The sequence below is a fragment of the Paenibacillus peoriae genome, from assembly GCF_022531965.1.
Lineage (GTDB): Bacteria > Bacillota > Bacilli > Paenibacillales > Paenibacillaceae > Paenibacillus > Paenibacillus polymyxa_D.
On record NZ_CP092831.1, the window covers coordinates 617,005 to 639,915 of the forward strand.

Below are 22,911 nucleotides of genomic sequence, written 5' to 3' on the forward strand. Positions count from 1 at the left end.
ATAGGTATCAGCACATTAGAGCGAGCCATTGAGGTTCGCTTTTTTATATAGGGAGCTAAGCATCTTTTGACATGTCGAAAGATGGGGCTTCATGTTATGATGTACAAGAAAGGCAAACGCGGTTAACATAGGCCTGGCATCCAATTTTTTGCGCTATGGGAGTGTGAGTCCATGCAATTTTCAATGATGTTTTTAATGAATTTAGGGATGCTGATTGCCGTTGCTTATGTGGCGAACGTGATTTATAAATATGGTTTGAGTCGTACCTCTTCGCGGTTCAAATATGTCAGCTCCGTGCTGCTAGTGATATTTGGCGGATGGGTCAGCTCTTGCTTTGGTTTTAACTTTAGTGAAACGGTTATTTTTGATCTGCGTTTTGTACCGCTGATTATCGCGGCATTGGTGTATCCCCGCTCCTATACGCTTATTATTATTGGGGTCGCAATCGGACTTACGAGATTTACCTTCGGTTTGCATATGGCGGCGTGGGTCGGCTTTTTGAATATGAGCATTCTGGGCGTCCTGTGCGCCGGATTGAACTACTGGATGCGGCGTTCCACCTGGCGTCTGATTATCAAGGCATCGGTGACCATTTTAGCGGTTAATATCGTAAATACGTTAAATATAGCCTGCCTGGGCGTCATTCCCTGGCGCTATTATGTAGCGGAGGTTGTTCCTCTGACACTGCCAATCGGCATCGTCCTCAGTTTTCTATTTGCTCTGATTTTACGGGACTTTCAGATGGAGCAACAGCGGAATCATCAGATTAAGCAGGCGAATGAGTTGTTATCAGAGCAGCGAGATGAGTTGCAGAAGACAAAGGTCATTCTAGAGGAACGTGCCAAGCAACTGATGATGGCTTCCCAATATAAATCGGATTTTATGGCAACGATGTCGCATGAGTTACGTACACCTCTTAACAGCATTATTAACCTGGCGCAGATTATCAACGAGCAGGGAAAGGAACTGGATGAGGACGAGTTATACCAGTACAGCGATCTCATCTATGCCTCGGGGCATGATTTGCTCCAACTGATCAACGACATTCTGGACTTGTCCAAGGTCGAGGCTGGACACATGGAAATCGTAAGTGAGCCGGTCAATGTGCGTGAAATTGCGCAGGTGATGATGATGCAGTTTGAAGTCACTGCGAAGGATAAAAACCTGGAATTCAGCTTAAAGGAGCATGAGCCTATACCGAATGAAATTCGGTCCGATTCCAAACGTGTACAGCAAATTTTGCGTAATCTGTTGTCCAATGCCTTTAAGTTCACTCATGAAGGACGTGTATTGCTGGAAATCAGTACACAACATCTGGATCGAAAGGGACAGGAGGGAGATTGGGTTGTATTTGCTGTAAAAGATACGGGCATCGGCATTTCCAAGCTTCAGCAACACGTTATTTTTGAGGCATTCCAGCAGGCGAACGGTTCCATTAATCGTAAATATGGAGGAACTGGGTTGGGATTGTCCATCAGCCGTGATTTTTCCCGCTTGTTGGGCGGGTTTATCCGTCTGGAGAGTGAGGAGGGCAATGGAAGTACATTTTCCCTGTACCTACCGATGTGTCCGTCCAAAAGCAAGGAGGCGGACGAACAACCCTTTAAATTAACCTAATCGCAATTGTAGGAGCAGGAGCGTTATGGCACAAAGGAGGTCTATCATGGAACGTAAAGCGGTCGTTGTGGGTGCAACAGGGCTTGTCGGGGGTTATGTTGTACGAGAGCTGCTGGTGCAAAAGGAATACAACCGCGTCATGGTTATGGGCAGACGTCCGTTGGACATCAAGCATCCCAAGCTGGAGCAGGCGCTTATCGATTGGGAACAGCCACAGAAAACGGCGTTCGCCTTCGAAGGGGTGGATGATGTTTTTTGTTGCCTTGGGACAACGATGAAAAAGGCTGGCTCCAAGGAGCAGTTCCGTCAGGTGGATGTGGACTATCCAGTGCTAGCTGCCCAGTTGGGCAAAGAGGCTGGAGCGGTACAGATGCTTGCGGTCTCTGCGATGGGCGCCGATCCAGACTCACGCGTGTTTTACAATCGCACCAAGGGTGAGGCTGAAGAGGCGCTTGCCGCTATCGGATTGCCTGCGCTGCATTTGTTCCGTCCGTCGCTGATTTTGGGCGCGAGACCTGAACGACGTTTGGGCGAAGCCGCTGCCGCTGTTGTCATGAAAGCGCTGGACGGTCTGATGACGGGCAAACTGGCTTCCTACCGTGCCATCCCGGCTTCGGTCATCGCACGAGCCATGGTACGAATCGCTCTTGCGCAGGCGAGCGGCGTACATATTTATCCGAACGACATCATTCGGGTCATCGGTGCGGAGCTAACATCCGATGTTGAGGAAACTGGTTCAGGAACGGGTGCGGATGCGGATGTAAACGTGTAAAACCACGTTTAGGATTAAAAATGATAATAACGCCGCTGTTGCCCGATGATTCGGGCAGCAGCGGCGTTATTTGTGTTTTATGGGTGGTCTGTATGTTGCGGCACATCGATCGTAATCTCTAATTCATCAAGTGCGTTAATCCGTCGCACGGAATAGTGGCTTTGGGCTTCACATGCTATAATACGGTGAACCAGTATCAGGAAGGAGAATCCAACCCATATGAAAAAAACAATTGCGACTGAAAAAGCACCCGGTGCTATCGGCCCTTATAGCCAAGCGGTAGAGGCAGGCGGGTTTGTTTACACTTCGGGACAGCTTGGACTGAATCCGGCAACAGGTGAGTTTGGTAAGGATGTACAGGAGCAGGCACGCCTGTCCTTGAGCAACGTACAAGCCATTCTGGAAGCGGCAGGCAGCAACATGAACCAGGTTGTGAAAGCGACTGTATTCCTGAAGGACATGAACGATTTTGTCAGCGTCAATGAGGTGTACAGTTCTTTCTTTGAGCAACCCTATCCAGCACGCAGTGCGGTGGAGGTAGCCCGTCTGCCTAAGGATGCACTGGTGGAGATTGAAGTCATTGCATTGAAGGGCGAATAGTCTGAAAGGTCCGTTCATAAAATAAAAAGTTTGCATGGCAACCGGGTGTCCCTATTAAATAGAGGCACCCGGTTGCTCAAATTTAATGTGTTTTGTTTTGTTGAATACAGAGTGGAGGTGGAGATGATTAATAAAAAAATAATTTTCACTGGTGGAGGTTCTTCAGGACATGTAGCAGTAAACTTAGCTTTGATTCCTCACTTACTGGAACAACAATGGAGTGTCCAATACATAGGCTCTGAACAAGGGATTGAAAGAAAATTGATTTCCGGACTAGAAAATGTGTGTTATTTCAGCATCTCAACTGGGAAATTGCGCAGATATTTTGATTGGGATAATTTTAAGGACCCTTTTAAAGTGCTGAAGGGGATTTCTCAAGCGTACCGGATTATAAGAAAAGAAAAACCGGATATTATTTTTTCAAAAGGCGGGTTTGTTTCGGTTCCTGTGGTACTGGCTGGGTGGTTAAATAAAGTCCCTGTAATCATTCATGAATCAGATATTACCCCTGGATTAGCTAATAAAATTTCCAGCACATTTGCTACAGAAATTTGTACTACCTTTCCTGAAACCACTCAGTACTTTCGCTCTAAGCATACCCGGTATGTAGGGGCTATTGTGAGAGATGAACTAAAAGATGGGGTGGCAGCTAAAGGTTTGGCCTATTGCGGTTTTACTCGAAATAAGCCGATCATTCTGATCATGGGTGGGAGTTTAGGTTCCAAGAAGATCAATGAGATGGTCTGTATGAATTTAGAGGCTTTGCTCGTTTATTTTCAAATCGTGCATATTTGTGGTAAAGATCAAGTGAATCATTCCATTCATATGCATGGCTACAAGCAATTTGAATACATAAACGATGAACTGGCGGATGTTATGACGATGGCAGATATGGTTGTTTCTAGGGCGGGTTCAAATTCCATTTTTGAATTCTTGACGTTGCGGAAGCCTATGCTATTGATTCCTCTTTCAAAGGCGGTTAGCCGGGGAGATCAAATTCTAAATGCAAAATCATTTAAGGCGCAAGGCTTTTGTGAATTTTTAGAAGAGGAAGAGTTGGAATCTGAACGGTTTGTCGACATGATTCTTCGTTTGTATGAAAAAAGGTCGGATTACATTATCAATATGAAGAAGATAAATGCAGATCACTCGACAAGCAAGCTTATAGATTTGATCAAAGTCTATACCTAATCATATTGGATAAAATGAATAAACAAAGCAAGCGAGCTTGGGCTAGATGATTCAGACCCGAACTCGCTTGTTTTTGCTAGTAGATATCAATAGTTTCTTTAATCCCGGTCTCGATTACGGGCAAAGAATAGCCATAGGGCGTACACCAGAATGATTGCTGCCAAGATCAATGCAGCCAGCCGTACATTTTCATGGTTCGGATGCTCGACGGCGATGGCGACATAGGCCCATACAAATACGAGAGGATAAATGCTGTCACGATAAGGAAAGCTGACCATGATCGCCAATATGGTGCCGATGAGCAGGATAATGATCGCCCATGTCGTATCACTGAGTCCCCAGCCACTCCATTCATTCTTTTCCAGTGCCACTGCAATATTGATAATAGTAGCAACGGATACCCAACCGAGGTTGAGGCTGAACGGTAGCTTGACGAACCACATTTCTCCGCGGGTTGGCTGAGGTGTGCGGGTACGTACATACACGACGCCCAAGGAAAGCAAGTATAAAATAATAACGATGACGCACAGTTCTACGTATACATACTGCCAGAGGAAAATCCAGATGATATTGAAAAGACAGCCTAGAATAAAAAAAATACCGATGGATTGAACGCTTGTCTTGGCTTGCCCTGTAGGTGTAGCTTGATACACAACAAAGCAGGCGAGCAGCACGTAGATGACCGACCAGATGGAAAAAGCGTAACCCGCTGGGGTGATCAAGGTAGGGTACATGTTGGATACAGCAGCAGTACTTCTGCCACCGATAGGAAGTGTAGAAGCCAGAAAGTTAATGAAAACGACAGCAATAAATACAATAATATTCCACCATTTATACGGATGGCTTCGTGACATTGGGATATCTCCTCCTCAACGAATGATGATCCAAAATGACTGACTGGTCACAATCTTCTACTATGAATATACCCACTTTACTTTCGAATATGTCGGAACGGTAAAAGTTTCTTGATCCCGGCATAATCATAAAAAGTGGTATGTATATGCAGTCATATGTAGTACAATGATAAAAATTTTAAGCACTATATAAGCTGTATTTCCTCAAATTCAACTTATATAGAAGTAAGGAGATAAGTTGAATGAATAGATTGGAGAAAGTAGGGAAATTTGTAGGAGGGACCTTTTCCATCTGGGTACTTTTATTTGCATGCTTGGGATTTTTCTTTCCTGCGGCGTTTACAGGGTTGAAAGGATACATACAGTTATTTCTGGGCATTGTCATGTTCGGGATGGGGCTAACTTTATCTGCGGCTGACTTTCGCGAAGTATTCCGGCGTCCAGTGGATGTGGCTATTGGTGTGGTCGGGCATTATCTGATTATGCCGTTTCTGGCCTTTGGATTGGCATTAGTATTGCAGCTGCCACCGGATATTGCGGTAGGTGTCATTTTGGTAGGCTGTTGCCCGAGTGGAACTGCGTCCAACGTAATGACGCTTTTATCCAAAGGCGACGTGGCGTTGGGGGTATCGATTGCTTCGGTGTCGACGCTGATTGCTCCACTGGCTACCCCAGCCATGATTAACCTGCTTGCGGGACGTTGGATGAATATTGATGCGAAGTCGCTGATCATGGATATTCTGATCGTGGTTATTGTCCCGATTGTGCTGGGTGTTATCGTCAAATCGCTATTTCGCAAGCAGGCAGAAGCCAGTGTCCAGGCGCTGCCGCTCATATCAACACTGGTGATTATGCTCATCGTGGCTATTGTGATTGCAGGCAGTAAAGGCAAGATTTTGGAGACAGGTCCGATTATTTTTGGTGTGGTTATTTTGCATAACGGAATCGGGTTCCTGCTTGGATATTGGTTTGCCAAGCTGTTCGGCATGGATCTTTCCAAGCGTAAAGCTGTTACGCTGGAAACGGGAATGCAGAATTCCGGACTGGGTGCTGCGCTGGCAGCAGCTCATTTTAACCCGATTGCTGCTGTACCGAGTGCGATTTTTAGCGTATGGCATAATATTTCCGGCTCGTTGCTCGCGACTTGGTTTTCCCGCCGGGAGGAGAAGAAAAGTACAACCGGGAAGCATTAAGCTTTGTTAGTGGCTTGTGCCAAGTGGCTACGGTTCAGCCTTTTCGAACAGTTTAGGGATGGTCAGAAAGGATAGATTTGACTTTATAGTTGCGGATCATTATACTGTGGTTATTATAACCACTGTATTTAAGTAAGCAACAGTAGTTTGAGTTCGTTATGGAAGAAAAACTACATCGAATTTGTATTCGGCTTCATGCTCAACAGCCTTATATTATCTGATCTGATTTAACTGAAGGAGAGAGAAAGAATGAACCCAAAATATAATTCTCTATTTGAAGCTTTTACCCTGCCATCCGGTGTTACGTTGAAGAACCGTATTACCATGGCACCTATGACTAACTTTGCTTCCCACGAAAATGGTGAAGTGAGTGACGAGGAACTGGCATACTACCGTGAACGCTCAGGGGGTGTGGGCGCAGTTATTACCGCTTGTGTGTATGTAACTCCAGATGGTAAAGGATTTGTTAATGAGTTTGGTGCGGACAAGGATGAAATGATTCCTAGCCTGCGCCGTCTGGCGGATACGATTCATCAGGAGGGCGCGAAAGCGATCCTGCAAATTTATCATGGTGGCCGCCTGTGTCCACCGGATCAGATTCCAGACGGACAACCGATTAGTGCAAGCGCAGTAGCTGAGGAAAAAGAAGGCGCACCTGTGCCGCGTGAAATGACATCCGACGATATCCATCGCGTCATTCGCGCCTATGGCGAAGCAACTCGCCGCGCGATTGAAGCAGGCTATGATGGTGTGGAGCTGCACGGAGCGAATGGTTACCTGGTGCAGCAGTTCTTCTCCCCGCACTCCAACCTTCGTACCGATGAATGGGGAGGAAGTGTTGAAAAACGAATGACCTTCCCGCTGGCGATTGTTCACGAAGTGAAGAAAGTGATCGCAGAACATGCAAAGGGGCCATTCATTTTCGGATACCGCTTGTCTCCTGAGGAAGGACACACGCCAGGCATCACGCTGGATGATACGATGGTGCTTGTAGACCGTCTGGCGGATCAAGGGCTGGATTACCTGCACATTTCCGTAAATCATTTCTTCGGTGGTTCGTTCCGTGACCGTAGTGACGAACGGTCACGTACCGTTCTCATCCATGAGAAGGTAGGTAACCGTGTGCCGATTATGGGAGTCGGATCGCTGAATACACCGGACGAGGCGCTTGCAGCACTGGAGACAGGTGTACCGCTTGTATCGCTGGGACGTCCACTTTTGATGGAGCCGCAATGGGTTCAGAAGGTGCAAAACGGCACAGAAGATACCATTCGCACGACCTTATCCAAGCAAGCCCAGCAGGAGCTAGTCATTCCTGACTACCTGTGGGGTGCGTTGACGACCCTTCCAGGCTGGATGCCTGTTACGGACTAAATTTTGAATGACGGAGATACCCTAGGCTGCTCTCATGCACCTGGGGTATTTTCCTGTCTTGTGACCGTGAACACAATAATATAGGAATAACTGAGAAAGAAGGAAACTGACAATGTTACATGGAGCTAATGGCGCGATTTTGATGGAGTCAACCCATCCGGGGCTACAGATTCGACTGTTGCAAGTAAATGATGCAGAACGTTTATTAGAGATCAGACGTGAAAATTTTGATTTTTTCAAACCGTTCGAGCCAGAACGGCCTGAAGTTTACTTTACCCTGGAAGAACAGGCGCGTCTGATTTCCAACGGTTTGGAAGCGGCACAAGCCGGACAGGGATATACGTTTGGACTTTTTTTGCCGGAAAATAATAAGCTGATTGGCAGAATAGAGCTGTCGGGTGTCGCTAGAGGCCCCTTTCAAAACGCCAATCTGGGCTACTTTGTAGATCCTGCTTACCACGGACAAGGCTATGCTACTTCCGCAGTGAAGGATATTGTACGCTACGCCCTGAATGAGTTGGAATTACACCGTATTCAAGCTGGAGTGATGCCAAGAAATACGCCTTCCAATCGAGTGATGGAAAAGGCAGGATTTCGCCGCGAAGGGCTAGCTCTCAACTACTTGAAGATTAATGGTGTGTGGGAAGATCACGTGCTGTATGCGATAACGGCTGAGGATTTGCAGAATGGCGTCTTCTGAACTCGCCAGGCGTGACACCCTCCAGTTTTTTGAACACCTTGCCAAAATATTTTTCATCCTGATAACCGACCATACCGGCAATATGATGAAGGCGCAGCTTGTCATTCAGCAGTAATAGCTTTGCCTTGCCCATCCTGATCTGGCACAAATAGTCCGACAGATTAACCCCGTACTCCTGCTTGAATTTACGAGAAATATATTCCCGACTGAGGTAAAAGCGGCTCGCCATATCCTGTAGAGAAATGTCCTCGTCGTAGTGTGCATCCAGATAGCGGGCAATATCACGGATGGTCGGGTTGTTTGGACTATGGCTTGGTGTAAGTGCCTGACCGGCTGCCAGCAGTCGGTTTTCGACCTGTCTTTGCCATAAGGGCAACGAAAGCATGCCGCGGTTGTCGACCGGCAAGGCATGAATGGAGCCGGACTCATCTGCCATCTCCTCGCCATCGGTATCTCCAGGTCTGTCATTCAACCAGCGGGCCAGCATCCAGTCCAGCTCTTGATTCCAACTGGCTAGCTGCTCTGCTGTAACCGAAGGCAACTCGGCTACGGCTGCTATCCAGCGGCCTACCGCTATAGACACACGACTGGCATTACAGCTGAGCGCACTAAGCCGTAGTTCCTCTTCCATGTCAGGTAACTGGGGAAGACGAATGCTCTGCCGTGTCTGGGTACTCTGGTGCATCCAGTCGGCTTGCAACACATCCCGTTTCCACAACGCTTGCCTTGCCTCTTGGTAGGCAGTGGCTGCCGCTATGGGAAAGGCACCAAAAGAGCCAACCCCGATGTGCATGTAGCACCGCAAAGCGGTTTTGATTCCTGTATGAATATCCTGCAAGAGCTTTGACCAACGAGATGGATCGCCCCAATATAGCAGAATAATTTCGTCCATACGCTCCAGATGACGGAATGCAACTCCGGTTTGAGAAGATCCGAGAAATTCGTTGCAGATGTTAGTGAGGGAAAAGCTCAAAAGCGCACGCCGCGTTTTATATTTGTCCAGTATATCGGCATCCAGCTGAGTAGTACTCATCACAGCTGCATTACATATCTGAATAGCTGCGGGAAGACGTAGCTCCTCGCGTAAGGGCGTAATGGAAAGAGGGGTATTCGCTATCCCGGAAACGATTTCAGTCAGGAGCTTATCAGTATAGTGTGGCCTCATCCGATTGACTTCCATGGCCTGCATCGTCTGCCTGTTCCGGTCTTGCTCTGCTGTCCGCCAGGCTTGAGTGGCTTTTTTTACAGCCTCGTTAATCTCCACTGGATCCACGGGCTTAAGAATATAGTCCATGCCTCCCCGGCGGATGACCTGTCGAACCAAGTCAAAATCATCATAGCCACTGACCACCACGACTCTGGTTGCTGGGGAATTGACTTGAATCCACTCCATCAGTGCTATCCCATCCTTGCCGGGCATCCGCATATCCGTGAGTACAACGGGTGGGGAAAGGGCGGTAATGACCTCAATCGCCTGATCGCCCGACTCGGCTTCAATCACCTCGCTCACACCGCAAGCTTCCCAATGTACGAGCATCCGTATGGCATGGCGCACATGCTTCTCATCATCCACAATCAGGACTTTCATTGACAGATCACTCTCCCTTAATATGAATCTCCGTATGGGCTTCAGTGCGAATTACGAGTGTGTACCGGACACCATGAGGCAGAATGTTGTCTACGCACAGGGTGTTAGAACCATCCTCCGAGTGAAGCTGAATACGCAATAGAACATTACGAAGGCCAATGGAGTCCTGCTCGCTAGTGTCTGGCTCCTCGTAGGCTTTTAGCGGACGTTTTAACATATGCTGGAGTTGCTCCAACTCGGCTTGTGGAATGTTAGTTCCGTTATTTTCCACTGTTATTTTCACAATGCCTTCCCGGATTCGGCTGCCTGTAATGCGAATTTCACCGGGCCCCAGCCGGGGATCGGCACCGTGCTTAAAGTAGTTTTCCACCAACGGTTGGAGAATCATTTTAGGCACCCGATCATTCAGGACCTCATCCTCCCACTGGTAAGTGACTTCTAATTGCTCACCGAAGCGTTCCTTTTGCAAATCAAGATATTGTTTTACATGTTCGGCTTCTTCCTTAAGTGTAACGACCGTATGGTCCCTCATATTATAGCGCAGCATTTTGGCAAGGGAAGAGAGCAGCGAATAAATTCGCGGCACCTCATGCTGTAGAGCCAGGGTTCCAATAGACTGTAGCGTATTATATAAAAAGTGAGGATTAATCTGTGCCTGAAGCGCTTTCAATTGATGTGTCTTGTTAGCCAGCTCCAGCTTGTATTCCCGCAAAATGAGGTTATTGATGGTATCCATCATCTGTCTGAAACGGCGCGACAGTACTCCGATTTCATCGTTACTCATGGCCCGAATGTCTACATCCAGTTGACCGGACTGAATCTGGTTTATGTAACGAGTCAGTCGCTTAATAGGTGCCGTGATTTTTATCGAAATCCATAACGTGGCAACAATGGCAAGTAGCAATGCTGCGCCTGTAATGACCGCATTGATCTGAGTCAGGCGGGTAGCCCGTAAATACAGCGTACGATGTGGAATTTTCTTGACGAGTGTCCAGCCTGACAAGTTGGCATCCAGCTTGCCGTACACGTGCAGTGCTGTATCATCCTCAATCACTCCGTGCTCGCCTTCTTTAGAAATTCGATTGAGCAGGTCAGATTCCTTCCAGTGTGTTCCAATTGATGCTTCTTTTCCGCTATATATGATCGTTCCGTTTCGATCGATCAAAAACAGCTCCTCTGTATCCGCATCATACAATTGACGGCAAATACTGCGCAGCGGCTCCAGATCAACATCTATAGCCAGTACCCCAAGCGTCTCTGAGGCAGGAATGTTCCGAATCGCCCGATGAAGTGTAAATACTTGCTGCTCTGTGCTGTGCTCCGCATAGGAAACCGCCGAAAAGCCGTACAAATGCTTCATATGCGTGGGCTGTATGAACAGTCCGGAAGGCCCATAATGAATAAAACCGGTAAAGGGCTCCAGCCGGAATTCCCGTAGAGGAACCGTGCTGGTAATCAGCGTAGATTGCCCGGCCTCAAAAGAATGCAAATACACCTGGTCAATGCCTGACGTAGCATTCATCATTGTTTGCAGAGTGGTGTATATTTCAGCGACGGCCCGGTAATCATCCGGAATTTTGGCCAGATTACGCAGAAAATGAGGGTCATTATAGACTCCGATGGACGCGCGATTCAAACCCTGTAAATAGTTATCCAAATTCGTAATTCCCTGAAAAATAAGCCGCTCATTTTCTTGTGTGGCCTGCTCCCGCAAGGAGTGCTTGGTGAGAACGAAGGTCATGGTCATCGACAGCAGTAGCGGCAGGGTGACCGCAATGAGCAAAAACCAGATTAGGCGAGAACGAATACTGTAAAATTTCATGCAGTGAGCTCCTTTCACAATTCAAGGCGAGCCAGAGGTCAATATTTTCCCCCTTAATGGTTCACGATCCTACGTGTTCTCGAGAGCGCTTATTCGACATAATGAACATGTGAATCGCATATCCTTACGGCCCAAACATCATACTGCTGAAAGAAAGCCGTAAAGGAGCGTTCCAGACACCAATAGACAACATAAGGGGGGATCGGTTTGAATCGCGCCAAGTCGTCGCAATGGCTACAGCAATGGATTTTTGTAGGGCCGTCGACGTTATTTTTCGTTATCATTATTGTAATCCCTTTCATGCTCGGAATGTACTATTCTTTTACAGAGTGGAATGGAGTAGCCAATCAGGCAAAGTGGGTCGGGCTGGATAATTTCAGTCACATTTTATGGAATGATGACAAATTTGGGACAGCGTTCTGGTTTACGGTCCGTTTTACGGTGGTAGGAGTGGTGGCTGCGAATATTTTTGGCTTTCTGCTGGCGTATTTTCTAACCAAACCGTTGAAAACAAAAAATGTACTAAGGACCATCTTTTTTATGCCCAATGTGATCGGAGGTCTGTTGCTGGGCTTTATCTGGCAGTTTATTTTCGTCAAGGGATTTGCAGCAATCGGAGAGAGCACGAACTTGTCCTTCTTCAATCTGTCCTGGTTGGGAGATGAGATCACGGCCTTCTGGGGCATTGTAATCGTGTTTATCTGGCAAACTGCCGGGTATTTGATGGTGATTTATATCTCTTCCCTAACCAATGTGCCCCGCGATATGCTAGAAGCAGCCGAAATTGACGGAGCTAGTCGGATGCAAATTTTGCGGTCGATTATACTTCCTTTAATCATGCCTGCCGTTACGGTTTGTCTTTTCCTGGCGATATCATGGTCATTCAAAATGTTCGATCTTAATTTGTCACTGACCAAAGGCGGTCCCTTCGGGTCCACAGAGTCGGTTGCACTCAATATTTACAATGAAGCGTTTGTGAATAATCGTTATGGGCTGGGAACAGCTAAAGCACTCATTTTCTTTATCATTGTTGCTCTGGTTACGAGCCTTCAGGTACGACTGACGAAAAGTCGGGAGGTGGAAGCGTAAATGGAAACAAGCAAGCGCTACCGCTTTGGAACATGGGCGACCGAGATAGTGATGATCCTCGTCGCATTGTTATTCCTCGTCCCGTTTTACTTTTTATTCGTGAATTCGGTCAAAAGCTTTGGTGACCTGCTCACCGATTCTGCGGCCTGGCCACAAACCTTTGTATGGAGCAACTACGCTAGAGCGTGGAGCATCACGCGTTTTCCCGAAGCTTTATGGAATTCATTCGTGGTTACGGTAGTTAGTAATCTGCTGCTCGTACTGATCAGCTCAATGGCAGCTTACCGAATGGTCCGGCGTCCGACGCGTTATAATCGAGTGTTGTTCAGCCTGTTCGTAGCTGCTATGGTTATTCCTTTTCAATCGGTGATGATTCCTTTGGTCAAGGTTGTAAGTACACTGGATTTAATGAACAGTATAAGTGGTCTGGTCATCTGTTATCTGGGATTCGGAGCTCCAATGTCGATCTTTCTCTTTCATGGATTCGTCAAAGGTGTGCCAGTCGAGGTGGAAGAAGCAGCTACGGTGGACGGCTGTACGCCTTACGGAGTGTTTTTCCGAATTGTGTATCCGTTGATGCTGCCGATGATGGTAACTGTTATTATTTTAAATACGCTCTGGATTTGGAATGATTATCTCCTGCCTTCTCTGGTACTGCAAAAGGCTGAGCTGCGCACGATTCCGATTGCGACCTATGCCTTTTTCGGACAATACACAAAGCAGTGGGATTTGGCTTTGCCTGCTCTGGTGCTGGGCATCTTGCCAGTCATCGCATTCTTTCTGGCTATGCAAAAATATATTATACAAGGTATTATGGCGGGTTCGGTCAAGGGTTGAGTGTGGGATGAGCTGAAAATGTACACGGTGTGCCACTCCGCAAACGGAGGGTGCTTACCATCGCTGTTAGCCTCCAGATTTCCCTGAATAAACGAATAAAGGTGAGAATCTAGAGACAAAGGCGAGCGCTATCGCTTGTTCAGCACCATTCCGTTAGCTCCGTTTCCACATGAATTTTTCGAGTTCATCTGGTATGAATTTAGAATAGAAAGGAACATCAAAATGAAAACGCATACTTTTAAAAAGAAAGCTCAAGCATTAATCTTGCTTCTCGCGGCCTTTGCCCTGGTTTTGGCAGGTTGTAACAGCAGTGGCGGACAAAACGCAGGCAAAGAGGAAGTGAAGGAAAAAACCATTCACATTTTTCAATTCAAGGTAGAGATTGCAGAAGCGCTGAACCGCATGAAGGCGGAATACGAAGCGTCTCATCCAGGGATCAAGCTCGATATTCAGACCGTGGGCGGGGGCAGTGATTACGGAGCGGCTTTAAAGGCGAAGTTTGCTTCCGGGGAGCAGCCGGATATTTTTAACGTCGGCGGTTACCGCGAGCTGGATACGTGGCTGGAATATTTGGAGGACCTGTCTGACCAGCCTTGGGTTGGGGATGTGGTCGATGTCGCCAAAGAGCCGATGACCAAAGACGGCAAGCTGTATGGTCAGCCGATGAATCTGGAAGGATACGGCTTTATTTATAACAAGGATTTGTTCAAGAAGGCGGGGATTACGGAGACCCCTAAAACATTGTCCGAACTGGAGGGAGCTGCACAAAAGCTCCAAGCCGCTGGGATTATTCCATTTTCTAATGGATATCAGGAGTTTTGGGTGCTGGGCAATCATTTGCTGAACGTGGCATTTGCCAATCAGCCAGACCCTTCGGCCTTCGTTAAGGGACTGAATGATGGAACTGCAAAGATTCCGGGCAACGCTGTATTTGCCGAGTGGGTTAAGTTGTTCGATCTGACACTGAAGTATGGGAATACGAAGCCGCTCACGACTGATTACAACACGCAGGTAACGAACTTCGCCACTGGAAAGGCTGCCATGATGCAGCAGGGGAACTGGACTCAAGTCCAAATTGATGGAATTAATCCGAAGCTGAATCTGGGTATTTTGCCTATGCCGATTGGTGAAGACGCAACAGCCGGAGATAAGCTGTTTGTAGGTGTCGCCAACAACTGGGTGGTTAATAAAAATTCGTCTGTCAAACCCGAGGCGAAAGAGTTCTTAAACTGGATGGTAACATCCGAGCAGGGTAAAAAGTATATCACCAAGGAATTCAAGTTTATTCCAGCGTTCAAGAGCATCGAGGGGGCAGAGGCTGATATGGGCCAATTGGGTGCTGAAGTGGTGAAGTACAGTAAGGAAAACAAACTGCTGGGCTGGTTCTTTAGCCGCTATCCTGAAGGAGCACAGCAAGAATTCGGAAGTCAGATGCAAGCCTATGTGGCAGGTAAATCGGATGCTGGGAAGCTATTCGATGATTTCCAGAAAACATGGGAAAATTTGAAGACTAAATAAGAACAAAAGCACGCGATAAAGCCTTCGTATGTCAGGGAAATTGCATGATCCTGAACATACGAAGGCTTTTTTGCAAAATTAATTATATATGGTAATGGAGAAGAACAATATCCCCGCGGCGTTCTATTTCTTGGAGTTCAAACGTACTTGGTAGTGTTCCCTCTGGAAATAACGGTATTCCTTGTCCAAGCACTTTGGGAATGATCGCAATGATAGCTTTCTCCAGCAGTCCAGCTTGTAAGAAGGCCTGGACTAACTGGCCTCCACCGACTAGCCATACCGCACCTTCCGATTGTCCTTGTAGACGTGGAACCAGTTCAGTCAGAGCTTCGTCCGTAAATGTAATATGTGGCGCCTGCTGTTGCTCCGTTAATGCTCGTGTGAGCACATAGCATGGCTTTCCAGCATAAGGGAAATCATCTGAGAGCTTCAATACTTCCTCATACGTCAGTCTGCCCATCAGCACCGTACCAACGGTATCGTAAAAGTCGGCATATCCATTGTCCCCACCATCCCCTTTAACATCATACAGCCAGTCCACCGAACCGTCCGGCAAAGCGATATACCCGTCGAGACTCATGGCAATATACAGCACAACTGCGTTTGATTTCAAATCCTTCATAGTGTTCATTCACTCCTTTCTATATCCTAATGTTACAATGTATTTATGACATCGTATGTCGTAGTTAAACGGTCATTTTAAATTAATTTTTGATTAGAGGGGTACCTTATGAACGAACGCAGAATTGCTCTTATGAGGATACTGGATTCCCGAAAAAAATATACGGCGCGTGAGCTGGCTGAACGTTTTGGTGTCTCCGTCAGGACGATACAGAGAGATCTCGACTATTTGCAGCAGACCGGATTACCCCTTTATACCGAAATGGGTCCTCATGGCGGGTATCGGGCACTTCCCAATCGGCTTCTTCCTCCCCTTCATCTTGCTCGTGACGAGGCCTTGGGTCTTTTTCTCATGCTGCAACTGTTGGAGAACATTCCAGATATCCCTTTTGGCTCAGTTCGTGAGCATTTATCCGAGCACTATTATGCCGAACTTCCACAGGATGTGCAGGACAGCATCGATCAATTAAAGGAGTACATTTCTTTTCGTATGCTACCTACTCACGCAGAGTCACCCTACACCTCAATCATTTTGGAGGCTGCGCTGAATAAGCGCCGGGTGAACATGCATTACCGCTCCGCTTCCGGGGCAAAGTGGACTCAGGTATATCCGATTGGACTGTATTTTGATCACGGATATTGGTACATGCCAGCGTATAGCAGAGACCGCATCATTTTGTATCGTTCAGATCGGGTGATCACAATAACGATGCTGGACGACACCTTGGACACCCTTCCTACACTTCAAGAATGGTTGGCTTCGGAGGATTCCCGTATAGGAATTCCGTCCAAAATAAAATTTACCGCATTGGGTGTCAGGCTGGCCGGATCAGATGCCCTCTTCCAAAATGTTTCCCATCAGGAAGGGCAGGCTCAGGAATGGCAGGGATATATTCCGGTCGAAGAGTTTAGATATGTATCCCGACTTTTGCTAAAATACGGGCCAGAGGCCGAGGTCGTATTTCCCAAAGAACTGCGTGTACAGGTCAAGCAACTGTTGCAAGACAGCCTGAACCCTTATCTGAAGGATGCAAAAGCGGATGATGAAGAAAAAGACAATTAATCCTGTAAATTGATTCTCTTATTTATAGTTAACCACATGAATATTTAAGGTTATTGACTTATGACTTTCCATTTATTTTTGTGATAAAGTTTTGAAAAGAGCCCGTTTTCGTATATGATGAAGAGTAATAATTCAAAAGGCTGGACGGGAGACAGATATGAATCAACCGCTTTATGGGATATGGCTCGGAGATGTGTTTTTTTGCTTTTCTGGTGAGACGTCGGAACCACGTATCGATGCGTGGAGCAGTGTAATTCGCAGGCTGACGCTAAAGGGAGACCTTCGGCCGTTTCGGCAGGCTGCGTTGCGCCTTGCCGAGGTACGAATACCGAACACTGCTCGTGTGGAAACCGCGGGCAGAGGTGGCAAAAGACGTTCCATGCTGGGGCGTACATTGGAGGGCTTGGCGCTGGAACCGCGCGAGACGATGGCACTGCTGACCCGCATGGACGAGAAGGGCTGTGCGGCATCGGGCATTACGCTGGGCGAGGAAATGCAATATTGGCAAAAAGCCGCTTATTTTGCGCTAGAGCTGATGCAGCGGGGCGAAATTACGCCATCGCTTACAGAGGCGCGTCCATCGGGACCGCGTCGTCGCGGTCCGGAAGCGGCTGTCGGGGTGTGGATTCCTCGTCTGTATCAAGAGGAGGACATACGCCGCTTTCATGAGCTGGCTGCTGCAATGCCGGCTGTTTGTATGGCGGCTCCTGCCGTTTTCGCGGGTAAGGAGCCTGAAACACGCGAGGATGCAGCCGGAATCGTGCTGTACTCCTTCTTGTGTGCGGTCATCCATGCGGAAACGACCGCGGTGTTGGCAGCATCAGACCGTGAGCTGGGACGATATCGTGCAGAGTATCGGCGCGGAGGATCGCCGCTGACAGAGCTATGGTGGAACAGTCTGCTGACAGGTTCCCGCCCGGTGGCGATTCAGGGAACGCCCGCGGAGATGGAGGAGCTGGTTCTCCAAGCGTCCTCTCTTAAGGGAAGCGCAATGCCTGTCACGGAGCGGGAAGACAAGGAGCCGATAGAAGGGCAACTGCGGTTGTGCCTTCGTTTGGAGCCTTCGCTGGAAGAGAGTGTGAAGGAATGGCGCATTACCTTTTGGGCAGAAAGCGATGCTGAGCCGGGGTTGCGACTGCCTGCTCTGGCACTGTGGGCGCATCCTGAACGCGATCTGGTTCGCGGCGGAATTGTATATCGTCAAGTGCAGGCGCAACTGCTAATGAGGCTCGGACAGGCTGCTGAAGCGGCACCTATATTGCAAGAAGCGTTGAACCGCCCTTATCCCGAAGGGCTGACACTGGAGCCGGAGATGTTCTTCCGCTTCCTGACGGAAGCCGTTCCCGCATTACAAAAGAACGGTATTACCGTGCAAATGCCTTCACGCTGGAGCCGGGAGGGCCGAAGACGTGCAGGCTTGCGGCTCAAAATGCGTTCGACAGAGCAGGGTGCCAAGCCGGATGGTGTGATTGCCGATACATCGACTGTCGGCATTAACCGCATGATTTCGTTTGATGCCGAGGCTGTGCTGGGTGATACAACTTTGACGATGGAGGAACTGGAAAGCATTGTCGCCGCTAATTTGCCGTATGTACGTCTCGGAGGGGAATGGATCGAGGTCGATCCTAAGGAAATTCGTCAGGTGCTGCGCTTTATCAAGCGCGGTGAGAACGGTGAGATGAGCTTGTCCGAATGGATGCATCTGGCCGCAGAAAATGAAAGTGCAGGCGAGGCCTCATGGAAAGGCTTGTCCATCTTTGGCGCGGAATCCGCCGGATTGCTTGCGTCTTTGGCTGAGGGCGGCGTACTTCGTTCGGTAGAGCCGCGACCTGTGCCAGAGACGCTGCACGGCGCATTACGGCCCTATCAAGAGCGCGGCTTTCAATGGCTGGCCGCGATGCGTGGATTAGGTTTTGGCGTCTGCCTTGCGGACGATATGGGGCTTGGTAAAACGATTCAGGTCATCACCTGCCTACTCGACGGTGGCATCGGCGCAGATGATCAACGTCCGGCGTTGATCATCTGTCCAACGTCCTTGCTCGGCAACTGGCAGCGCGAGTTGAAACGCTTTTCACCGGATTTGTCACTGTATATTCACCATGGAAACCAGCGACTCCACGGCGAGCTGTTTCAGGAAAGTGTACGTGAGTATGATATCGTCCTCACTACCTATCATTTGGCGGGACGGGACGGTAGCGATTTATCTGCGGTATACTGGTCCTCCATCGTGTTGGATGAAGCGCAATATATAAAAAATGCACGAACAAAGCAAGCACAAAGCGTCATGAAGCTGTCTGCTCCACATCGGATTGCCATGACGGGTACCCCGGTAGAGAATCGGCTGAGCGAGCTGTGGTCTATTTTTCAATTCCTGAACCCAGGTTACCTCGGTACGGCGTCTTCATTCCGCCAACGGTACAGTCTGGCGGGAGAGGAGCGGGGGTCTGCGTTGCGTGAGCTTCATCGCCTCGTCTCCCCGTTCATGCTGCGTCGACTCAAAAGCGACCCAGATATACGCAAGGATTTGCCGGAGAAGCTGGAGTTGAAATCCTACTGTGTACTGACACCAGAGCAGGCCGGATTGTATCGGGGCGTAGTGGATCAATTATTGGGAACACTGGATGGGCAGATCGGTATAGCTCGCAAAGGGCTTGTTCTGTCTTCACTGACCAAGTTGAAGCAGATTTGTGACCATCCGGGTCTGATCATTCCGGGTCGGGCTGATAGTGGTAAAACGCAAAACTCGGGCAAAATGGAGCGACTGCTGGAATTGGTAGAGACGATTCGCGAGAACGGCGAATCGGCGCTGATATTCACCCAATATGTGTCGATGGGAGAATTGCTGGTCTCCCGTTTGGCCAAAATCTTCGGGGAAGAGCCGTATTTTCTACATGGAGGACTGGCGAAAACCAGACGGGATGAAATGGTTCACAACTTCCAGCAGGGAGAAGGGCCGAATATATTCGTACTTTCCCTGCGTGCAGGTGGTGTGGGCCTGAACCTGACACGTGCCAGCCATGTCATTCACTATGACCGCTGGTGGAATCCTGCAGTGGAAAATCAGGCGACAGACCGCGTATTCCGTATTGGTCAAAGCCGCAATGTACAAGTGCACAAGCTGATTTGTCAAGGTACACTGGAGGAGCGAATCGACGAGCTGATCGAGAGCAAAAAGGCACTTTCCGAGCAGGTTGTCGGCTCCGGTGAACATTGGCTCACCGAAATGTCTGATGATGAATTGCGCGGTCTGATAGCGTTGCAAAATGATGTATGGATTGAGTGAGCAGAGAAAGGATGAAGGCGATGACGAGGCCGCGAGTGAAGCTGAAAGTAACTGACGGTCAATGGATAGCGGAATTAGACAGAAATGGCTTGGAAGGCGAATCAACGGGTGTACCTTCCGCACATGCTGTCCAATGGATGGGTCCAGCGCCTGTACTAAACCCCGAACAGCGAAAGGCATGGCTGGAGCAGCTAAAAGCAGATCCTTTGGACATCTACCGCTTTTTGCAAGGGAAAACCTGTCTATCGCTGGATGAGATCGTTCAGCTAGCAGCTGAGACAGCCACTTCCAGCATGGAGGATGGCGTGGGTGTAGTCGACGATGTGAAGAAAGCTCTTCAGACCGGGATGGAAAGCGAGCCGCAGACCTGTCTGGAACTGATCGGAATGACGCGGGAAGAACTGCTGGAGTACGTATTCAGTGCTTGGGCTGGAGAGTTATCTCATGTGCAGGGGACATCCCCCGCGCTTGAGTCTACCTCGCGGCCGGAAGGCGGACGCAGTGGATCGGCTGCGATTAGCGAATGGATTGCCGAGTCAGCGGCAGAAGGAGCATTACATCGTCCCGGTGCAGGTTTTCATGCGATTGAGATTCATCTGCCGCAGAAGCTTGTTCCTAAGAAGGAAGCGGATATTACGGCTTTGCTGCCGGGTTTACCCCGTGCGGAAGAGGCATTGAAACTCATACGTGAACGGGTAGCCGAGCGGGCCCGAGCTGCAATTCCGCAAAAACGTCATACTCCGTAACAATTCGGGTATATACTTCCTTTTTCGAGTCTATTCGCCTTCATCGAACGGGATAACGGCTTCGAAGAGTGTCCAAAGTTCAGTTACAATGGGGGAACGGAAAAGTCACTGCAAGTCATGTATCAATTGCAATATTGGAGGAGATACCAGCATGAAACGACATATACAACAGACGCGCACATCTCAGCGATGGACCAAAGCGCTCATTCCAGGGCTGATCCTGCCAGGGCTATTACTGGCAGCCTGCCAGCAGGGAGGATCAGGTGGACAGGAAAGCGAGCCGTTAAAGTCATCTACAGCGGTACAGGAGAATGTGCAGCCTTCCACCCAGCCGGATGCGGGCAATGGTAGCACTAGTGCTGGACAAGCCTCTGCGGGTACAGAAAGTGGACAAGCCGACCCAGTGATGGCGTTGCGGAGCCAGAGTGCGCTGCAAGCCACGGTTAAGGAAGAGGATGGAACCGCGATTGTCACCAATGCGACTTCGGATACAGTCGTTGTGAACAAAAAGCGCAGCTTGCCTGTGGGCTATGTCCCAGACGACCTGGTGGAGCCGCAGGTGCAATTTTCCTTCGAGGGACCGCACGAAAAGCGGCATTTGCGTAAGGAAGCGGCAGAGGCATTGGAGAAGCTGTTCGACGGTGCGAAAAAGGACGGCATCGAGCTGCGTGCGGTATCGGGATACCGTTCCTATAAGCGTCAGGTGTCTATTTTCGACAACAATGTAAAGACAAAGGGACAGGAATATGCCTCTAAAGTCAGCGCTGTACCGGGTACGAGTGAGCATCAGACGGGATTGTCCATTGATGTATCCAGCCCAAGCGTAGGTAATGCGCTGGAGCAATCCTTCGGAGCTTCCAAGGAAGGCGAATGGTTGGAACAACATGCACCGGAATACGGATTTATTATTCGTTATATGAAGGGTAAGGAAGATGTGACCGGCTACGTGTACGAGCCTTGGCATATCCGTTATGTGGGAATAGACATTGCGGAGGATGTAGCCAAGCAGGGGATGACGCTGGAGGAATATTTCGACGAGAACAATATCAAGCTGTAGCAGCTAAAATCAAGCCGTAATCCTAGGGATTGCGGCTTTTTGTCGTGTTTTTCTTCCAAATTGAACCTTTTCAAGGTAGAATCTCGTATAGTGATCAACGACAGAAGCGCTTTGATTTGTTGCAAACCTCATGACAGAAGCGTACAGGAAGGGAAGGGAATCATCATTTATTATTCATTAACGTATCGCGAATGGTCGGAAGACACTCAAAAGGAACTGCGCAGCCTGACACGGGAATCCGTATCGGGAGATGAGCTGTTTCTACGCAAGCTTGTAGACGCTACGCGTCTCCATGACAAACTATGGTCGCATATCTCGAATGAAAGTGAGGAACATACGGATCATTCCGTCTATGTGACTGAATTTACAGGGGAACGTGCAAAGCCTTACGGTGCGTCTATCACAGACCTCGTGCTTGCCAGTGAGGGAGGTTACACTTCCACATACAGTGCAATGTACTGGATATGGCATGAACCTGCATTCCGTAGTATGGATCAGCGGGAAGGTTCGGTATTTACTTTGGAGTTGGCCCAACGGCTATTAGATCACTATATAGTACTGGGTGGCAAAACATATGAATTTATATATTCGGTACTGGACCCTCAGCTGAAAAAGGTACATCTGTTTGTGAAGGAGGTCGATCTGTGATGGAGCATTCTTGGGAAAAAATGAAATCCAAGCCCGGCTCTCGTACACGGATGGCGGCCTTTGCCCTGATGTTGGCTGTCCCGGCCGCTCTGACGGGTTGCGGTGACGACGAGTATTATGACTGCGATGAGCTTCCTATATCGGAACAAACGGCGTGTCGGGATTCAGGCAGCAGTGGGTATTACTATGGCGGATCGACTTATTATAGTGGAGGCTCCTCATACCATAGCAGTCGTTCTTCTTCCAGCTCATACCGCAGAAGCTCATCCTCATCTTCCAGCTCACACAGCGGTTTTGGCAGCAGCGGCTCACGCAGCGGCTTTTTCTCTGGGGGTTAA

General features: G+C 48.6%; 20 protein-coding genes. 16 read left to right on the forward strand and 4 right to left on the reverse strand.

The window, feature by feature from the left end:
• Positions 1-171: 171 nt before the first annotated feature.
• From MLD56_RS02845 to MLD56_RS02860, 4 genes are all read left to right on the forward strand, one after another.
• Positions 172-1,617, forward strand: coding sequence for an ATP-binding protein (locus MLD56_RS02845; protein WP_029516000.1), 1,446 nt, complete (start codon positions 172-174; stop codon positions 1,615-1,617).
• 46 nt (positions 1,618-1,663) lie between these two features.
• Positions 1,664-2,389, forward strand: a complete 726-nt coding sequence (locus MLD56_RS02850; protein ID WP_029515999.1) for an NAD(P)H-binding protein — start codon at positions 1,664-1,666, stop codon at positions 2,387-2,389.
• Positions 2,390-2,608: 219 nt separating this feature from the next.
• Positions 2,609-2,989 (forward strand): RidA family protein, encoded by a 381-nt coding sequence (locus tag MLD56_RS02855; RefSeq protein WP_029515998.1) that lies wholly within the window; start codon positions 2,609-2,611, stop codon positions 2,987-2,989.
• 126 nt (positions 2,990-3,115) lie between these two features.
• Positions 3,116-4,180: an undecaprenyldiphospho-muramoylpentapeptide beta-N-acetylglucosaminyltransferase gene (locus MLD56_RS02860; RefSeq protein ID WP_029515997.1), complete on the forward strand. Its 1,065-nt coding sequence runs from the start codon at positions 3,116-3,118 to the stop codon at positions 4,178-4,180.
• A gap of 98 nt (positions 4,181-4,278) precedes the next feature.
• On the opposite strand, the gene MLD56_RS02865 is transcribed toward MLD56_RS02860, so the two are convergent.
• Positions 4,279-5,034 (reverse strand): TspO/MBR family protein, encoded by a 756-nt coding sequence (locus MLD56_RS02865; protein WP_029515996.1) that lies wholly within the window; start codon positions 5,032-5,034, stop codon positions 4,279-4,281.
• Positions 5,035-5,276: 242 nt separating this feature from the next.
• Here MLD56_RS02865 and MLD56_RS02870 point away from each other — a divergent pair, with 242 nt between their 5' ends.
• From MLD56_RS02870 to MLD56_RS02880, 3 genes are all read left to right on the forward strand, one after another.
• Positions 5,277-6,227 (forward strand): bile acid:sodium symporter family protein, encoded by a 951-nt coding sequence (locus MLD56_RS02870; protein ID WP_029515995.1) that lies wholly within the window; start codon positions 5,277-5,279, stop codon positions 6,225-6,227.
• A gap of 249 nt (positions 6,228-6,476) precedes the next feature.
• On the forward strand, positions 6,477-7,601 hold the full coding sequence (locus MLD56_RS02875; protein WP_029515994.1) for an NADH-dependent flavin oxidoreductase: 1,125 nt from the start codon (positions 6,477-6,479) through the stop codon (positions 7,599-7,601).
• Positions 7,602-7,713: 112 nt separating this feature from the next.
• A complete protein-coding gene (locus MLD56_RS02880; protein WP_029515993.1) occupies positions 7,714-8,301 on the forward strand; it encodes a GNAT family N-acetyltransferase in 588 nt (195 codons plus the stop codon).
• Here the strand turns inward: MLD56_RS02880 and MLD56_RS02885 are convergent.
• Both MLD56_RS02885 and MLD56_RS02890 read right to left on the reverse strand, forming a co-directional pair.
• The gene (locus tag MLD56_RS02885) at positions 8,231-9,889 is read right to left on the reverse strand and encodes a response regulator (protein WP_029515992.1); all 1,659 of its coding nucleotides are present in this window, start codon (positions 9,887-9,889) and stop codon (positions 8,231-8,233) included. The genes MLD56_RS02880 and MLD56_RS02885 overlap by 71 nt on opposite strands.
• A gap of 7 nt (positions 9,890-9,896) precedes the next feature.
• Positions 9,897-11,711: a sensor histidine kinase gene (locus MLD56_RS02890; RefSeq protein WP_029515991.1), complete on the reverse strand. Its 1,815-nt coding sequence runs from the start codon at positions 11,709-11,711 to the stop codon at positions 9,897-9,899.
• A gap of 207 nt (positions 11,712-11,918) precedes the next feature.
• On the opposite strand from MLD56_RS02890, the gene MLD56_RS02895 reads away from it, so the two are divergent.
• The 3 genes from MLD56_RS02895 (at position 11,919) to MLD56_RS02905 (ending at position 15,155) form a co-directional block, all read left to right on the forward strand.
• A complete protein-coding gene (locus tag MLD56_RS02895; RefSeq protein ID WP_029515990.1) occupies positions 11,919-12,800 on the forward strand; it encodes a carbohydrate ABC transporter permease in 882 nt (293 codons plus the stop codon).
• Positions 12,801-13,637 carry a carbohydrate ABC transporter permease gene (locus MLD56_RS02900; RefSeq protein WP_029515989.1) on the forward strand — a complete coding sequence of 279 codons (837 nt, stop codon included), beginning with the start codon at positions 12,801-12,803 and terminating at the stop codon, positions 13,635-13,637. It begins immediately after the preceding gene.
• Between the two features lie 222 nt (positions 13,638-13,859).
• Positions 13,860-15,155 carry an ABC transporter substrate-binding protein gene (locus tag MLD56_RS02905; RefSeq protein WP_029515988.1) on the forward strand — a complete coding sequence of 432 codons (1,296 nt, stop codon included), beginning with the start codon at positions 13,860-13,862 and terminating at the stop codon, positions 15,153-15,155.
• An 82-nt stretch (positions 15,156-15,237) separates the two neighbouring features.
• Here MLD56_RS02905 and MLD56_RS02910 read toward each other — a convergent pair whose 3' ends face one another.
• Complete coding sequence (locus MLD56_RS02910) at positions 15,238-15,777, reverse strand: dihydrofolate reductase family protein (RefSeq protein ID WP_029515987.1); 540 nt, start codon at positions 15,775-15,777, stop codon at positions 15,238-15,240.
• 108 nt (positions 15,778-15,885) lie between these two features.
• Here MLD56_RS02910 and MLD56_RS02915 point away from each other — a divergent pair, with 108 nt between their 5' ends.
• The 6 genes from MLD56_RS02915 to MLD56_RS02940 all read left to right on the forward strand — a co-directional run bounded on the left by MLD56_RS02915 (position 15,886) and on the right by MLD56_RS02940 (position 22,911).
• On the forward strand, positions 15,886-16,839 hold the full coding sequence (locus MLD56_RS02915; RefSeq protein WP_029515986.1) for a helix-turn-helix transcriptional regulator: 954 nt from the start codon (positions 15,886-15,888) through the stop codon (positions 16,837-16,839).
• Positions 16,840-16,996: 157 nt separating this feature from the next.
• Positions 16,997-20,122: a DEAD/DEAH box helicase gene (locus tag MLD56_RS02920; protein ID WP_069010809.1), complete on the forward strand. Its 3,126-nt coding sequence runs from the start codon at positions 16,997-16,999 to the stop codon at positions 20,120-20,122.
• 20 nt (positions 20,123-20,142) lie between these two features.
• Positions 20,143-20,868 (forward strand): hypothetical protein, encoded by a 726-nt coding sequence (locus tag MLD56_RS02925; RefSeq protein WP_029515984.1) that lies wholly within the window; start codon positions 20,143-20,145, stop codon positions 20,866-20,868.
• Between the two features lie 151 nt (positions 20,869-21,019).
• The gene (locus MLD56_RS02930) at positions 21,020-21,925 is read left to right on the forward strand and encodes a M15 family metallopeptidase (protein WP_029515983.1); all 906 of its coding nucleotides are present in this window, start codon (positions 21,020-21,022) and stop codon (positions 21,923-21,925) included.
• A gap of 90 nt (positions 21,926-22,015) precedes the next feature.
• Positions 22,016-22,573 carry a hypothetical protein gene (locus MLD56_RS02935; protein ID WP_239645142.1) on the forward strand — a complete coding sequence of 186 codons (558 nt, stop codon included), beginning with the start codon at positions 22,016-22,018 and terminating at the stop codon, positions 22,571-22,573.
• Positions 22,573-22,911: a hypothetical protein gene (locus tag MLD56_RS02940; protein ID WP_029515981.1), complete on the forward strand. Its 339-nt coding sequence runs from the start codon at positions 22,573-22,575 to the stop codon at positions 22,909-22,911. The genes MLD56_RS02935 and MLD56_RS02940 overlap by 1 nt, the downstream gene beginning before the upstream one ends.